Source organism: Mucilaginibacter limnophilus (genome assembly GCF_004005815.1).
Lineage (GTDB): Bacteria > Bacteroidota > Bacteroidia > Sphingobacteriales > Sphingobacteriaceae > Mucilaginibacter > Mucilaginibacter limnophilus.
Window position 1 is genome coordinate 295,821 of sequence record NZ_SACK01000004.1, and the last position, 15,973, is coordinate 311,793.

The following is a 15,973-nucleotide window of genomic DNA, read 5'->3' on the forward strand; positions in this document are numbered from 1 at the left end:
CTACCTGTGCCGCCAATGGTTAGTTTACATTCACTTAACGGTGCTTTTCAAACATAATAACTTTATTTTTTAAAAAGATATTATGCTATAAATATGTTACCAAGAGGCTAATATCCACCATTAATAGCCCCATTTTTTCATTATCTGCAAGTCGATGCCCACGCTTTCTGACTGGCCCAGGCCCTGGTACTCTTCCTGCTCTATAACAAACAGCACTGTACCGCCTTTTTTGCGGCCGAGCTTCAAAATATCTTTAACCGGAACAATGCCTTTGCCCAGCACGCAGCTTTCGTATTTATGGTGCGCGTCTCCGCCTTCAACGGCTTTCATATCCTTTACATGCATTGATTCGAACCTGCCTGGATATTTGTTTATATAATCGGCAGCCATACCGCCGGCTATATACATATTACCAATATCCAGCTGCCATGTAACCAGTTTCGGATCGGTATTTTGCAGCATATAATCAAACACCAAAACATCTCCTACTTTGTCTCTGAACTCGAAATCGTGATTATGGTAAGCAAATTTCATTGAGGATTTTTGGCAAAACTCGCCGCATTTGTTAAACTGCTCCATAAAAGGCTTCATGAAATCTTCGGTCATTTTTGCCCCCCATCCAAGCGACGGACTGATCACATAACGCTGACCAATTTCAGCAGCATCTTCAACGGTACGTTTCCATTCATCAGTAAAATCGTTGGTAGCAGTATCCCAGTGGTTGCGCCCCATGGTGGTATGCCCGCTTGGCATTTTCAAGCCCAGATCACTTAGTAAAGTCTTAAATTCTTTTACAGGATAACCGTAGAATTTACGTTCGCCCGCGTTATAGTTGGCATGTTCAATATGCGTGTAGCCCAAGTCGGCTAACTTCTTAAGCGTGCCTTTAGGGTCTTTATTCATTTCATCGCGTACCGAATACAACTGCACAGCGGTTCGGCGCAATTTGTTATCGGCGGCAAAGGTAAAGCGTGGTGAAGCAACAGCTGCCGCGGCAAGCATAGCCGAACTTTTTAAAAAACTTCTTCTCGTGTTTTGCATGGTAATAATTTAATACAGGTTTTGTGTTTACCACCGGATATAAAACTGCATTTTATGTTCAGGAAAATCAGTTTAAAATACAATCCGGATGTTGTAAATATATCAGTTTATAATGCCACTAATGTAGGCATTGCCGCATAAATGAAAAAAGCATAACATGATAGTATCACATTATGCTTAATAAGTATCAAAGTTTTTACGCCGCGGCTATGCTTCTTTTAGAGCTAACCCGGTTTTCGGGCATAATTTTACGGGCAGGGCTTTGGTATAATATGTCTTCATAAATTGCTTTTTTGAATCGTGATAACAGCTCACTGCACCCACAAAATGCATAAACTTTATGTAGTACCAGGCAGTATCAACCTGGTGCAGCTTAAAGCCCGACCGTGCACTTTTAGGATATAAATGATGATTGTTGTGCCACTCGCCCGCCACAATCCCCGGCCACAGTTGATTGATTGACATATCATCACGATTATGATCGACACCATCACGGCGCATATCTTTACCTTTGCCGTGGCCTTCGTAATTAAAAGTACGCACACCTACCGCCCAGAAGCCGGCAGCCCCAAACAGTGCGCAAACCAATGCAAAGCCGCCAAGCAGGTAAAATACAGTACCCCAAAATATCCAGCTTAAAACAACACCCGTTATGGCGTAAAACGGGTTGGCTACTGTACCCCACTTTTTGTACTGCGCATAAGTATTGGCTTTTACACCGGTATGCTGCATAAGCTTTACACAACGGTTAAAATCGCCCTCGCTTAAATTACGGTTTATAGGCTGATGATTGGCATCGGCCAGAAAGCAATACAAAAATCCGCCCTGCGCGTTGTATGGGTCGCCAGGCTGATCAGACAGCGCATGGTGCACGTGATGTGATATCACATATATTTCTTCAGGTATAATTTTAAGCGTGAGATTTTGAGTTATAAAACGCCAGAAGTTGTTACTAAACTTAAACGCCCTGTGTGTGCAATACCGGTGATACCATATAGTACCATGCGTACCCATAACCACCATGCTGTAAATAAAAGTTATCAGCAGCAGCTTCAGGCTAAAATATTTTACCAGGAAAAGTATAAAGAATGGCGCGAGCGTTAGCACCATCAGCCAGCTCATTAACGGCAGCCAGTTACGCCGGTTGTTAATAACGTTCAGTCTGCTTAAAAACTGTTTAAAAATTTGTACGGGTGTTGGTTTAACAAGGCTACCATCGGTATTTGTCCACCCATAAGCCGGGCGTTCAAGCACCGTATGTATAAAAGCCATAATATATCAGTAAAAAAAATTAATTTGAAGTATATGTTTGTAAGGTAGGTAAATAATTTCGTTATGCCGCAGTATTTCAATAATATATACCAACTATTATACAACGTCACAGAATAGATTAAATTATACATCTATAAGTTTAATACAAGCTGTATGTTTTTTTGCAACATTTACATTACATGCAAATCACTGTTAAACCTTAGCTTATCTTCAGCCTCTTAAGAGCTCACAACAATATCACAGCTTTGAAAATATATCTACTTATCATCTTCTTATCATTCTTTGCCCTTTCGGCAACACACGCGCAAACCGTCAGACCAGTTTCAGGCGTGGTTACCGACAGCGCCGGGGTTACCATACCGGGCGTAAGCGTAAAACTCACTTCTGCTGCTGATAGCTCGGCCACTTCAACAGACGTTGACGGAAAGTTTAAACTCAACACATCGGCACAAAAAATAAAGCTGACCGTAAGCGGCATTGGCTACAAAACGTTCACGCGTGAGTATAACCTTACTGAAGTATCTGTCACCCTGCAGCCGGTTGTATTGCAGTACCAGATAAACATACTTAATGTAGTTACTATCACAGCGGTTAAAAACCCGATAGTTATAAAGCAGGATACGGTTGAGTATAATGCGGGGGCATATAAAGTTCGTGAAGGCTCACAGGTGGAAGACCTGCTAAAAAAACTGCCCGGTGTAAATGTTGACAAAGACGGGGGGGTTGAAGCGCACGGCAAACCGATAACCAAAGTGCGCGTAAATGGCAAGGATTACTTTAAGGGTGATGTACAGGCGGCTACACAAAACCTGCCTGCCGATATCGTTGAGAATATCCAGGTGATAGATGATTATGGCGATCAGGCCAACCTCACCGGTATTAAAACCGGCGAACCAGCCAAAATATTGAACATCACCATAAAAAAAGACCGTAACAAATGGACACAAGGGCAGGCAACGGCGGGCGTGGGTAATCAGGAGCGCTACCTGCTGCGCTTTTCCGGTAATTCGTTTGCAGATGGCAGGCAGATAGGTATTATCGGTAACATCAATAACAACAACAGCAATGCTTTTAATTTCGGCTCGCGCGGGGGGCAGGCTAACATAGGCAACAGTAATGCTAATGGTATTACCACCAGCCGCTCGTTAGGCCTTAACTTTCGCGACGACTGGGGTAAAAAGGTGACCGTTTATGGCAACTACAGCTTCTCCAGCCGCGACCGCGATGCCAGCACCGTTTCATTTCAGCAGGAACTTTACCGCCGAGATACTATTTTGCGTAATAACAGTAGTACGAGTAAAAGCGGAGGCAGCAACCACCGCTTTGATTTTAACCTGGAATATAAAATTGATACGCTTAATTACCTGAAGGTAAACCCCGAGTTCAATTATTCGAGCAATGATAATACAAATAACAGCTCATTCACCAATACCTTTAGAGACAGCCTTGCTACCAGCGCCGACAGTATAATAAACGGTACACGTTACAGCCGCAATAACAGCACATCGCCAGAGGGTGGCATAAATGTGCTGTTCAATCATAAATTTCATAAAAAGGGGCGCAACTTCAGTGTTAACACCGGCTATAGCTACGACAGTAATGGCAGCGATCTGGAAGATGATTATATTACCATTCAGAATGGCAGTTCGATACCGCTTTTCCAGCAGATCAGCACCAATAACTCTACGGCAAGGCTGTTTGCCAACTTCTCGTATATCGAGCCGATCGGAAAAAACACTTATCTGGAGGCAGGATATAACTATAATAGAAATAATAATGAAAACACACGTTTAAATTACCGCGTTGATCCTGAAACCGGACAAACAACTTATGTTGACAGCCTGAGCACCGATTATAATTACCAGTTTATTACCAACCGTATAAGTTTAAACCTTCGTGCCGATAAAGAAAAATACAATTACACCATCGGGATAGCAGCACAGCCCACAACTTTACAGGGTGAGTTTAGGGGGAAAACGCTTACTACAAATGCCTTTAACTGGATACCAACCGCACGTTTTGTGTATAAGTTTGAGCGCAGCAAATCGTTCTCGCTAAATTATAATGGTTCAACCAACCAGCCAAGCTTTACGCAGTTACAGCCCGAGCCCGACCTAAGCAACCCCGAGAACCGAATTTACGGCAACCCTAACTTGAAGCCTGAGTTTACCAATAACGTCAACCTGAATTACAACCAGTTTGATATGAAAAGCGGTAACTCACTGTTTGCCAACTTATCATTAAGTCAAACCAACAACAAAATAGTAAGCAATACCCCGCGGCCAACTCTTGACAGCGCCGGAAGACTTATCCGCGAAACACGTTTTGTTAATACCGATGGGTTTTACAATATAGCCGGTAACTATTCGTTTGCCAAGCCATTTGCCGAGCGCAAATTCACCGTGAGCCTGAACGGCAACATCTCATACAATAACAACATCTCGTTTATTGAAGGTGAGCGCAGCAAAAATCAAAATTATGTACTTACACAGGGATTAAAGTTCAGGGCTGATGTTGACAGCCTGATGGACACCGAAATAAATACCAGCTACACGCTTAACAGCACCAACTACGGGCAGGAAACTTATGTAGATGCAAACACACATACCTGGATTGTCGGGCTTGACGGGCGCAACTTTTTTGGTAAACACCTGATATTCGGCTACAATTTTTCAAAGGCGTTTAACAAAGGCTACAGCAATTCGGTAAGGGCCAACCCTACCCTGCTCACCACGTATGTTGAATACCAGTTTCTAAAACGTAATGCCGCGGCTATTCGCTTTCAGGGGTTCGACCTGTTTAACCAGAATACCGGCTTAAGCCGCAATGTAAGCGGTAATCTAATATCTGAGTCGCGCACCAACAGGCTTGGCCGATATTATTTACTTACCTTTACAATGAAACTGCAGAAATTTGCCGGCGGTGGTGGCAGAGGCAACAGGGGTGGCGGCGAAGGCAGAAACCGTAGTGGCTTTGGAAGCTTTAATTAGGCACACTCCTTGCAGTGTTTCAATAAAGGAAAGTTTATTTGTGAAAAAAGTACTGTTTGTTTGTTTTTCATTTCTGTTTTGTTTGAATTGCTTCGCCCAGCAAACTATTGCCATAAAGGGGCGCATCTACAACAAATTCACTGAAAAGTATAACGTATTAGCTGATAGTCCAAAGCTGAAGCATGGTTTGTACCAGGCGCTTTACAACAAAAAGATCGCTGTTGCCAGCGGACAATACACACGCGGCAAAAGAACCGGATTATGGCATTTTTACAACATACAGGGCACGCCTATTCAAAACTACAATTACAACACAAATACGCTTTTGTATGAGTCGGCAGCGGATACCGTTCGTGGCATTAAATACTTTGTTGACGGAAACATTGATTCCATCGCAAAAACCACCCGACCTATAAAGCCCGGAGGCGTTTACTTCGGATATCTGCCTTATATCAGTCAGTTTATCATGCCTAAAGACCTATCGGACGCTGATCCGGAGTATTTTGGTGCAGTTGTAGAACTGCTTGTTAGCCCGGGCGGGCGCCTTGCCGACTATAAGATTCGGGTTGTGTCACCCGACGGGCAATATAACAAGGTAGCCGATATGGATATGAACTTTCTAACTGAAGAAGATAAAAGATTTATACCGGCGACTATCAATAACCAGCCGGTAGCTGTAACCATCTATATTCCCTGCCGGATAACTGCCAGTGGAAGGCTGGAGTACCAATAAAAAAAAAGCGCCTCGGAAGACGCTTTTTTCCAAGTATTAAAAAATTAGTTACAATTTACTGTACGCCCATCATAATAAATAGGCGTTGAACCGGAACTGTTAGGCGATACACTGGTTATGTTATAATAAAAAGCACCAGGCATCGAGCCGATAGTTATACCAGTTGGATAAGTCACGGTTGAAACTCCTGCGCTTATTGGAATGGTGTAGTAAGTTTGCGTGCCATATGGATTAGCTACCATGGTGATGTACACTGTTAGGTTTGAAGGCGCCGGCACTAAAAATACATTGTTATAGGTTTGATAACCCAAAACATAAAATGTTATCTGACTGTTATCGGAAGACAGGCTTGATTGTATCTGGTAACAAGGGAAAGTTGTGAAGGGCAATAATTTCCCGGTTAAAAAAGGTGAAATTGGCTTTCCGTTTGATGCAACTGAATTAGTAACAGGCACAAATACTACCAGCATGGCCATAGCCAGCAAAAAATTGCGAATTGTTTTCATGATTAAAAATTGGTTAAATGAGATGAATTTAATTTGGTTACTGCAATTTAACCAACCACTTTATATAAAACAATTAGCAACCTAATAAAATGAAAATCAGGTAGTTTTACGTGAGCAAAATAACAGACAAACGATAGTTAATAACCTAACTGTTAATTAACTTCAATTTAAGTTAAAACAAAAAAGCGCCTTATAGGCGCTTTTTCAATATTAAATATCTTTAATTATTCATGGTGATGATGGCCATCCGGACCGTGAGCGTGGCCATGTGCCAGTTCCTCGGCGGTTGCAGGGCGTACATTCAGTACAGTGCCTTTAAAGTGCAGCTCCTGACCAGCCATCGGGTGGTTAAGGTCAACTATAACACCATCCTCGGCAATAGATACTACCTGTCCGCGGAAACGGTTGCCATTGTTGTCCTGCAACGGAATAACAGCGCCAATTTCAGGCACTTCCGTACCGCTAAACATCTCTTTAGGCAGGTTGGCCACAGCTTCTTCGTCATATTCACCGTAAGCATCCTCTGCCGACAGGCGGAACTCATAAGTATCGCCGGTTGAATGCTCGCTGAGGTTTTCTTCAAATTTAGGAAGCATCTGGCCTGCGCCGTATAAAAAGGTTAATGGCTGCTCTTGGGTAGCGCTTTCCACTAATGATTCTTCGCCGTTGTTATCAACATACAAATCGTAGGTTAATGACACTACGTGTTCTGGATTGATTTTCATTACAATTAATTGTTTTAAGTATAAGTAATCAGGCCTCAATTTGTTTTAAGGCATCTGCTGTATTATCTGCGGGCAGGCCACAGGTTTTATCGCGGCAAACATAAATTTTAGTTTCGTTACCAAATTTGCCCTGCAGCAAAGGTAAACTTCCTTCGCTCCCGCCCAACATTATTTTATTCGGAATGTAAGTTTGTTCAATTTCTTTACGCAAAGGTTCGGTTACCATACCGGTAACGGCCACTTCATACACACCAAACACCTCGTCAGTCAACAACATGATCCAGTTTGAGTATGACGAGCCATACTTACCCAAATGCGGCATGATGTTGCGCAGCAACTGAGCCGATATCTCGAGATACCGCTCATTATCAAACAGTAATCCCAATTTTTTAAGCACCCTTGCCATAGCCGAGTTTGATGCCGGGGTTACACCATCCATAATTTCTGATTTACGGGCTATCAGTTGTTCGTCATTTGCCGAAGTGTAAAAGAAGATACCGCCTTCTTCATCATAGAAATTGTTTATTGCAGTATCAGTTAAAGTCTTAGCCAACTGTACCCATTTCTCATCAAAAGTTACTTCGTACAAGGCTGTAAACGCGTCGGCTATGTTGGCATAATCGTCCAGAAAGGCCTGGCCATTACCGCCTTTTACGTCAGGTTTAAACAAGCGCAATAACTTGTCGCCTGCTATCATATTGTCAACTATAAAGTTGGCGTTCGATAAAGCATATTCCAGGTAATCGGCATCGCCGAAAGCACGGTAAGCGTCACAAAGTCCTTTCAGCATTAAGCCATTCCACGATGCCAATATTTTATTGTCAAGCCCTGGCCTTACGCGGCTGCTTCTTGCCTCGAATACTTTTTGGCGTGACGCCTCAACTTTCGCAAGCAGTTCTTCTGCACTTAAACCAAGCTGGGCGGCCAGTTCAGCATCATCACGTTTTCTGAACAGCACGTTGGTTTCTTCCTCTTCCCAGTTACCTTCGTCGGTAATGTTATAATAGATACTGAACAGGTCGGCGTCATCGTCCAGTATCAGCTCAATATCGGTTTTGGTGAACGTATAAAATTTGCCTTCCACGCCCTCGCTATCTGCATCAAGCGCCGAGTAGAAACCACCTTCAGGCGAGGTTAGCTCACGCATCACAAATTGTGTTATCTCGCCGGCAACCTTGCGATAAAGCGGGTTAGGCCACCAGGTATAAGCTTCGGCATACAAGCTAAGCAACTGGCCATTATCATACAGCATCTTCTCAAAGTGCGGCACATGCCAGCGCCCATCAACAGCATAGCGCGCAAAACCACCGCCAACATGATCATATATCCCGCCGAAGGCCATGTTTTGCAGCGTAAGTTTTACAGCATGATCCACCTCGGCATCTTTAGCTAAATGGGCATAACGCATCAAACATTGTATACTGTTGGGCATCGGGAACTTCGGCGCGCCACCAAAGCCACCCTCTTTCTTGTCAAAATATTTTTTCCAGTTGTTTATGATCGTCTGCAGGTCGCCGCGTGTGTACTCCTTATCGTGCGGGGGCACAAAGTCAACCGCCTCATACATATTGATGCCCTCGGTAAGACGAACGGCGTAGTCCTCGGCTTCTTCGGGTTTGGTTTTATAGAAATCGGCCAGGTTAAACAGCAGCGACACCCAATCATTCTTACGAAAATAGGTACCGCCATAAATAGGCCGCTGGTCGGGCAGGCAGATGCAGTTCAATGGCCAGCCTCCCCTGCCGGTCATCAGTTGTACGGCGCTCATGTATATCTGGTCAACATCGGGGCGTTCCTCGCGGTCAACTTTTATACACACAAAATATTCGTTCATAACGGCTGCCACCTGCTCGTCTTCAAAACTTTCATGCTCCATCACATGGCACCAGTGGCAGGCCGAGTAACCAATGCTCACCAGTATCAGCTTATTTTCGTCCTTCGCTTTTTGCAGCGCCTCAGGCCCCCAGGGGTACCAGTCGACCGGGTTATTAACGTGCTGCAGCAGGTAAGGAGATGTTGAGTTGGCCAGATGGTTCATATAAAATAGCAGATGGTTATTAGTTGATAATTTGCCGTAATGATGATTTGTTTTAAGCGAATGCAAATGTGTGGTTATTTTTAGATTTAGATGTGAGATTTTATACATGAGATATGAGAACGTGCAGGTGTTGACGTCAACACCGTCAACACCGTCAACACCGTCAACACCGTCAACACCGTCAACACCGTCAACACCGTCAACACCGTCAACACCGTCAACACCGTCAACACCGTCAACACCGTCAACACCGTGCTTCAGTTTGCAACTGAAGCACGGTGCATGAGCTGCCTCACCCATTAATGTTTGTGATTTATCACTCCCTTGCTACCCTCTCCAAATGGAGAGGGTGGTACAAGCTCTGCCATTTGCAGTAGCATTGTCGGGTGAGGGGAATATATATAGCATCTTGCGCTCGTCTGCTACGAGTGCTTAACGTTGTATAGCGTCTGCGACGCGACAGAGGCAATGAAATCGTTACCCCAATTTAAGCACTCGTCGCAAACGAGCGCAAGAATGGGTAAGTATTAAATTAACAACGCCAACCGCCCCGCGCCGGGCACCACCCCTGTTTAAAACTACCCTCCTCTTTCCCTTTCTCCTTTCGCTTCAAAACCCTAATTTCGCCCTGATAAAATCAGAGGGAAAGCATTGGATTATTTAGCGGGATTAAATAAAGAGCAAAGGGCTGCGGTTGAGCAAACTGAAGGGCCGGTGATGATTATTGCCGGTGCTGGTTCGGGTAAAACAAGAGTGATTACTTTCAGGGTGGCGCACCTTATACGTAAGGGTGTGGATTCATTCAACATCCTCGTACTAACCTTTACGAATAAGGCCGCGAAAGAGATGCGTGAGCGTATCAACAGCCTTGTTGGCACCGAAGCTAAAAACATCTGGATGGGTACTTTCCACTCGGTTTTTGCAAAAATTTTGAGGGTTGAAGCCGACAAAATTGGCTATCCCAACAACTTCACCATTTATGATACCGACGACAGCAAGAGCGTAATACGGGCCATTTTGAAAGAAATGAACCTCGACGATAAGCTGTACAATCCAAACTTTGTTTACAACCGTATATCGGCGGCAAAAAATAACCTGATTGGCTGGCAGGAGTACCAGAACAATCCGCAGATACAAGCCGACGACTTTAGCAGCGGTCGCGGGCATTTAGGTAAGGTGTACGAAACTTATGCTGCCCGCTGTTACCGCGCCGGGGCAATGGATTTTGACGACCTGTTGTTTAAAACCAACGAGTTGCTAAAGCTGCATCCTGATGTACTGAATAAGTATCAGCACAAGTTTAAATACCTGATGGTGGATGAGTATCAGGATACCAACTTTTCACAGTACCTGATAGTAAAAAAACTGGCGGCTGTTAGCGAAAATATCTGTGTAGTTGGCGACGATGCGCAAAGTATTTATGCCTTCCGTGGAGCGAACATCCAGAACATATTAAACTTCGAGAAGGATTATCCTGATCTGAAGGTTTTCAAGCTGGAACAAAACTACCGCTCAACCCAAAACATTGTAAACGTTGCCAACAGCATTATCGCCAATAATAAAGAGCAGCTTAAAAAAAATGTTTTCTCTGAAAAGGAAACCGGCGACAAGATAAAGGTAGTACGTGCTTTCAGCGACAACGAGGAAGGTAAGATTGTGGCTGAGGACATTATGCAGTTCCGCAGCACCAAAGGGCTTAAGTGGAATGATTTCGCAATCCTTTACCGCACCAACGCGCAATCGCGCTCGATGGAGGAAGCGCTGCGCAAGCTTAATATTCCTTATAAAATATATGGCGGCCTGTCGTTCTATCAGCGTAAAGAGATAAAAGATCTGATTGCCTATTTCAGGCTGACCTTTAACCCGAACGATGAAGAAGCACTGAAACGCGTAATCAACTATCCTAAACGTGGCATTGGCGATACGACAGTCGACAGGATCATCGTGGCTGCTGATAAGCACCAGCTAACACCTTTTGAGGTTATATTAAACGCGGGGCAATATGTAGAGAAAGCTCCGGCATCGTTACATAACTTTGCCACCATGATACAAAGCTTCCAGGTGATCACCAAAAACCTGCCGGCTTATGATGCCGCTTTGCATATCGCGCAGCACTCAGGCTTGCTTAAAGATCTGTACGAAGACAAATCTGTTGAAGGCCTCAACCGGTATGAGAACATTCAGGAGTTGCTGAACGGTATTAAAGAGTTTAGCGAGCGTGAGGATATAGAAGAAAAAGGTTTGGATGTGTTTATGCAGGATGTAGCCCTGCTTACCAACGACGATAACGACAAGAATAAGGATGCCGATACGGTTTCGCTTATGACCATCCACTCGTCAAAAGGGCTTGAGTTTCCCTATGTGTACGTGGTAGGTTTGGAAGAAAACCTGTTCCCGTCACAAATGTCGCTTAACTCGCGCAGCGACCTTGAGGAGGAACGCCGCCTGTTCTATGTAGCCGTTACCCGTGCCGAGCACAAGCTGAGCATCAGTTATGCTACCTCAAGGTTTAAATTTGGTACGCTGATAAGCTGCGAACCAAGCCGTTTTCTGGATGAGATAGATCCGAAATATCTTGAGCTTGACTTTACCGCCAAGCCGGCCCCTTCAGTTGGCAGCAGCTCATATGCCGACGAACGTACAGCATGGAGCCGCGGCAACAACAGCGGTGGCGACAGTTTTTCAAAACCGAAACCTCAGCCGGTTAAAACAACACAGGTACTGGCCAAAGCACATGTGCCATCACCTGATTTTAAACCCTCAGACACATCAAACCTGCAGGTAGGGATGGAAGTTGAGCATGAGCGCTTTGGCTTCGGTAAGGTAATCAGTTTAGAAGGTAATAAACCGGATATAAAAGCAACAATATTTTTTAAAGAAATAGGACAAAAGCAACTTTTGTTGAAGTTTGCAAAACTGCATATTAAAAATTAACGTATTTACCCCATAGCCGCCCCGTTTGAGGAATTACTTCCCCATGTATATACTCCTGTATATATAAAAACACAAGCACAAGCGTTTAATGGGGCAAATAGATGTTGGCACAGGCTTTGGTTAATATTGTTATTACCCTTTCCCCTGTACTATTGATTTATACCTTATTAAGGAAATGAGCGAAAAGAAAAAGACGAACAAATCTATCGGAAAGAACATCCGTATCCTGAGGCACCAACGCGGATGGAGCCAGGAAGATGTAGCCAATCGCTTAGGCATTTCTATCCCTGCCTTTTCAAAAATTGAAACCGGTGTAACCGATATTAACCTGTCGCGCCTGGAGCAAATTGCTAACATCTTTGAAGTGGCAGTAGTGTACCTGCTTGCCTATGATATTGAAGAAACTGAACCGGAACCTTCGCACCTTAGCGTAGCACAAAAAAAGTTACTGGAACGTGAAGCTGAAATTGCCAGCCTGCAACGCAAAGTAATTTTGCTGTACGAAGAACTGCGCAATAAAAACTAAGCGGTTGTGTGTTTTTAACACGACAGTTTCTGATATACAAAACACTTCTATTTCATTATAATTTCATATAGGTTAATTTAGTTAATCAACCTTCTCATATTACGGCGTAATACTTCCTATTGGTTAATAAACGCGGTTTTGGAGTAACTTTTGCAATTAAAGACATGTAGTAAATTGAAAAACATGTCCAACTATCTGATTTCTATACCAAACGCCGAAAGTGTGAAGAGCGAAGTGATACACGACCCTAAGAGCAAGCTTAAGGTAAAAGTGTTTGATATTTTGAAATCACGGTTTCAGCCCAGTCAGGGCGAGGTTAGGTTCTTTGTTACCGCAAATGATGAGGTACTGGCCTTTGAAACACGGGGATATAAGAAGCACCGTGAACTGCTTATACTACAAATGATATCATGGTATTGCAGCTACCTCGGGTTATTTGAGGCGCGCATTCATCCCAACTGGCCTTAAACTTTTGCGTCTGTTTTTGCTGGGTTATGCAGCATATCGCTCATCTCAATAATCTTTGAGTCGATATCAGATACGCATTTTCCCATCATTTCAATACATTCGGCTTCGCCAACAAGACCTTCTTTTTCAAGGTTCATGAGACCTTTAAGCGTAGCTATCGGTCCGCGTATCTGGTGCGACAGGTATGACGAGTACTCAGAAAGTTTCCTGTTTTTTACCTGCAGATCGCGGGTGCGCTCGTCAATTATTTCTTCCAGGTGGTGGTTTATACGGTCAAGGTTATCTTTTTGTCTTGACACCTCGGCGTTCAGGTCGGTAAGCTGCGCATTGGTTTTGGCTTTGCGTTTAACGTTACCTACAAGCAGCGCCACCACTACCAATAACAAGCCCGCAACCGCGGCTACTCCAAAAAACCGCACCCTGTCATATTCTTGCTTTTGCAGTAGAGCTTCCTGCTGGCGTTGGCTGTCGGCTTGTTCAAATTGTTTTTGTATCAGGTTTATACGGGTGGATTCGTTTGTTTTATGCAGTGTGCTGTCCTGCCTGTAAATATCCTGCAGATAGTGCAGCGCTTTTTCAAAGTTTTTCCGCTTATACTCCATCTGGTAAGTGGTGTATTCATAGTCGTATAACAGCTTTTTGTCTTTGATGATGTTAGCGTACACCTTGCCTTCTTCAATAATACGTTCGGCTCCGGCAAAGTCGTTCCGGGCTATATACAACGCAGCCAGGGTGAGGTTCACACTGGCTACAATCTGGTTAAGGTCGTTAACCTTGGCGGCGTTATTGGCTTCAAGCAATAATTGTCTCGCCTTTTCAAACTGGTTAAGGTGAAAATAGGTAACGCCCTGGTTCTGAATACAAGTGATCAGATTAATTGAATCCTGAAGCTTCGTAAAAAGCGTATAACTCTTATCGTAATAAGTAAGCGCCTGGTTATAACTTTTTTGACGATACTTGATATTGCCGATGTTAAGATATAACGAAGCAACCAGCTGCGGATCATTAATCTTTTGTGCAATGGCAAGTGAGCGGTTCAGGTACAGTAACGATTGCTGGTAATCGTTATCACGATAAAGGTTGCCTATGTTATTGTAAACCTTGGCCTCGCTTTGCTTGTCATTTATTTCAGTAAAATACTTTAAGGCCTGCAGGTAATTATCAATTGATTTTTCGGGCTCGTTAAGGTAATAATATCCTAAACCCAGGATACGGTATGCCTCGCCTATGCCTTTTGAGTATTTAACTTCCTTTGCGAGCGTAAGCGCTTTTTCACCATAAGCAATAGTTTGCTCGGGGTCGGTAAGGCGGCTGTCATATCCTTGCTTTGCCAATTTATTAACATCATTTGTATCTTGCGGCATTGCATCATTAAAAGATGATGCGCGTACCCAGACACTAAGCAGTAAAAAAATGGCCAAATAAAGATATTTACTCATTAAACGCTGTTAAGCTGATTTGCTGTGAAAGTTATAAAAATAACAATAAAACAAGTGTGGAGAATTTTTTTTTCAATTTCTTTTGAATTAATGAAACATAATTAACTTTGTAGCCGTTAAACAATTGAATTACAATAACTTATATGATTAAATAATATTTGAAAAAATAACAGGACAATATTGAACCTGCAAGCCACAAAAGGCTCAGGACATATCAAAAGTTGTCACTTTTATTTACAATGCAAATTGTGAAATTAAATTTTAGGAGACTATATATTAACTATAAATTAAAAAATAAATAAAATGAGAAATTTAGTATTGTTGGTATTAATTATTTTAACCATTGGTGTATTTTCACTAAATGCCAATTCACGCTTAACTCCGGCTGACAACACTCCTGAAGCACCTGTACAAAAGCTTTCAGGCTTTAAAAAAGATATCAGCACAGCCGACTAATTACATATTATAATAAAAGATTTATAAAGCCCGTAAGATGAAAAAATTAACAGCAGCAGCCATAGCCCTGATACTAAGCACCGGTGTACTAACATCATGCAAAAAAGAGGAAATTTTAAGTCCTAAAGCACCTTTACAACAACTTGCAGGGTTTAAAAAAGATATCAGCACCGCTGACTAATAATTTGATCATAAAACACATACACTCAAAAAAATAAATAAAATGAAAAGGATAGCACTGGCAGTATTAGTAATTGGAGCAAGCATATTAACATCATGCAAAAAAGAGAATGACGTAAAGCCTGTAGCGCCTGTTCAAACATTTATTGGCTTTAAAAAAGACATCAGCTCAGCTGATTAATTAATATACATATTCATATATAAAAATACCTAATAATAACTAATTGATTTTAACACACATTAAACATTTAACCAGCATGAAAAAGACACTTATAGCAGCAGCATTAGTATTTGCAACCCTTTTTTCAACCTCTGCAGAAGCGGCATTCGGCGACAAAAAAGACATCGGTTCTGCTGATTTCCGTGGTGATAAAAAAGATATCGGTTCGGCTGATTCAAAAGGCGACAAGAAAGACATCGGCTCTGCAGATGCTAAAGGCGACAAAAAAGATATCGGTTCAGCTGACTAAGCACTCGAATTGAAAGAATAAAATAATTACAGAATAACACGAATAACAACAACACTCTACATAACAACAACGATCATGAAAAAATCAATCATAGCAGCAGCATTAGTTTTCGCAACCATCTTCTCTTCTTCAGCAGCAACTTTCGGCGATAAAAAAGACATTGGTTCAGCAGACTTCCGTGGTGATAAAAAAGAC

15 protein-coding genes are annotated in these 15,973 nt (G+C 42.8%); 9 read left to right on the forward strand and 6 right to left on the reverse strand.

Going from position 1 to position 15,973, the window contains the following annotated elements:
- Positions 1–120 precede the first annotated feature (120 nt).
- Together EOD41_RS12155 and EOD41_RS12160 are read right to left on the reverse strand one after the other, a co-directional pair.
- On the reverse strand, positions 121–1,041 hold the full coding sequence (locus EOD41_RS12155) for a sugar phosphate isomerase/epimerase family protein (protein WP_127705206.1): 921 nt from the start codon (positions 1,039–1,041) through the stop codon (positions 121–123).
- A gap of 207 nt (positions 1,042–1,248) precedes the next feature.
- Positions 1,249–2,313 (reverse strand): fatty acid desaturase, encoded by a 1,065-nt coding sequence (locus EOD41_RS12160; protein WP_127705208.1) that lies wholly within the window; start codon positions 2,311–2,313, stop codon positions 1,249–1,251.
- 245 nt (positions 2,314–2,558) lie between these two features.
- On the opposite strand from EOD41_RS12160, the gene EOD41_RS12165 reads away from it, so the two are divergent.
- Together EOD41_RS12165 and EOD41_RS12170 are read left to right on the forward strand one after the other, a co-directional pair.
- The gene (locus EOD41_RS12165) at positions 2,559–5,303 is read left to right on the forward strand and encodes a TonB-dependent receptor (protein ID WP_127705211.1); all 2,745 of its coding nucleotides are present in this window, start codon (positions 2,559–2,561) and stop codon (positions 5,301–5,303) included.
- Between the two features lie 40 nt (positions 5,304–5,343).
- On the forward strand, positions 5,344–6,036 hold the full coding sequence (locus EOD41_RS12170; RefSeq protein ID WP_127705214.1) for a hypothetical protein: 693 nt from the start codon (positions 5,344–5,346) through the stop codon (positions 6,034–6,036).
- Between the two features lie 44 nt (positions 6,037–6,080).
- On the opposite strand, the gene EOD41_RS12175 is transcribed toward EOD41_RS12170, so the two are convergent.
- From EOD41_RS12175 to EOD41_RS12185, 3 genes are all read right to left on the reverse strand, one after another.
- Positions 6,081–6,542 (reverse strand): hypothetical protein, encoded by a 462-nt coding sequence (locus tag EOD41_RS12175; RefSeq protein WP_127705217.1) that lies wholly within the window; start codon positions 6,540–6,542, stop codon positions 6,081–6,083.
- Positions 6,543–6,766: 224 nt separating this feature from the next.
- Positions 6,767–7,267: an FKBP-type peptidyl-prolyl cis-trans isomerase gene (locus EOD41_RS12180; RefSeq protein ID WP_127705219.1), complete on the reverse strand. Its 501-nt coding sequence runs from the start codon at positions 7,265–7,267 to the stop codon at positions 6,767–6,769.
- 28 nt (positions 7,268–7,295) lie between these two features.
- The gene (locus EOD41_RS12185; protein ID WP_317133201.1) at positions 7,296–9,605 is read right to left on the reverse strand and encodes a thioredoxin domain-containing protein; all 2,310 of its coding nucleotides are present in this window, start codon (positions 9,603–9,605) and stop codon (positions 7,296–7,298) included.
- A gap of 351 nt (positions 9,606–9,956) precedes the next feature.
- Between EOD41_RS12185 and EOD41_RS12195 the strand changes: the two genes are divergently transcribed.
- From EOD41_RS12195 to EOD41_RS12205, 3 genes are all read left to right on the forward strand, one after another.
- A complete protein-coding gene (locus EOD41_RS12195; protein ID WP_127705225.1) occupies positions 9,957–12,239 on the forward strand; it encodes an ATP-dependent helicase in 2,283 nt (760 codons plus the stop codon).
- A gap of 175 nt (positions 12,240–12,414) precedes the next feature.
- A complete protein-coding gene (locus EOD41_RS12200) occupies positions 12,415–12,765 on the forward strand; it encodes a helix-turn-helix domain-containing protein (RefSeq protein ID WP_127705227.1) in 351 nt (116 codons plus the stop codon).
- A gap of 183 nt (positions 12,766–12,948) precedes the next feature.
- Positions 12,949–13,233, forward strand: coding sequence for a hypothetical protein (locus tag EOD41_RS12205; RefSeq protein WP_127705229.1), 285 nt, complete (start codon positions 12,949–12,951; stop codon positions 13,231–13,233).
- Here EOD41_RS12205 and EOD41_RS12210 read toward each other — a convergent pair.
- Positions 13,230–14,672, reverse strand: a complete 1,443-nt coding sequence (locus tag EOD41_RS12210; RefSeq protein WP_127705231.1) for a tetratricopeptide repeat protein — start codon at positions 14,670–14,672, stop codon at positions 13,230–13,232. The two genes, EOD41_RS12205 and EOD41_RS12210, sit on opposite strands and share 4 nt — an antisense overlap.
- Positions 14,673–14,975: 303 nt before the next feature.
- On the opposite strand from EOD41_RS12210, the gene EOD41_RS20750 reads away from it, so the two are divergent.
- The 4 genes from EOD41_RS20750 (at position 14,976) to EOD41_RS12215 (ending at position 15,778) form a co-directional block, all read left to right on the forward strand.
- Positions 14,976–15,128 (forward strand): hypothetical protein, encoded by a 153-nt coding sequence (locus EOD41_RS20750; protein WP_164849929.1) that lies wholly within the window; start codon positions 14,976–14,978, stop codon positions 15,126–15,128.
- Positions 15,129–15,165: 37 nt separating this feature from the next.
- Positions 15,166–15,309 carry a hypothetical protein gene (locus EOD41_RS20755; RefSeq protein ID WP_164849930.1) on the forward strand — a complete coding sequence of 48 codons (144 nt, stop codon included), beginning with the start codon at positions 15,166–15,168 and terminating at the stop codon, positions 15,307–15,309.
- 42 nt (positions 15,310–15,351) lie between these two features.
- On the forward strand, positions 15,352–15,489 hold the full coding sequence (locus tag EOD41_RS20760; protein ID WP_164849931.1) for a hypothetical protein: 138 nt from the start codon (positions 15,352–15,354) through the stop codon (positions 15,487–15,489).
- A 76-nt stretch (positions 15,490–15,565) separates the two neighbouring features.
- Positions 15,566–15,778 carry a hypothetical protein gene (locus tag EOD41_RS12215; protein ID WP_127705233.1) on the forward strand — a complete coding sequence of 71 codons (213 nt, stop codon included), beginning with the start codon at positions 15,566–15,568 and terminating at the stop codon, positions 15,776–15,778.
- Positions 15,779–15,973: the final 195 nt, after the last annotated feature.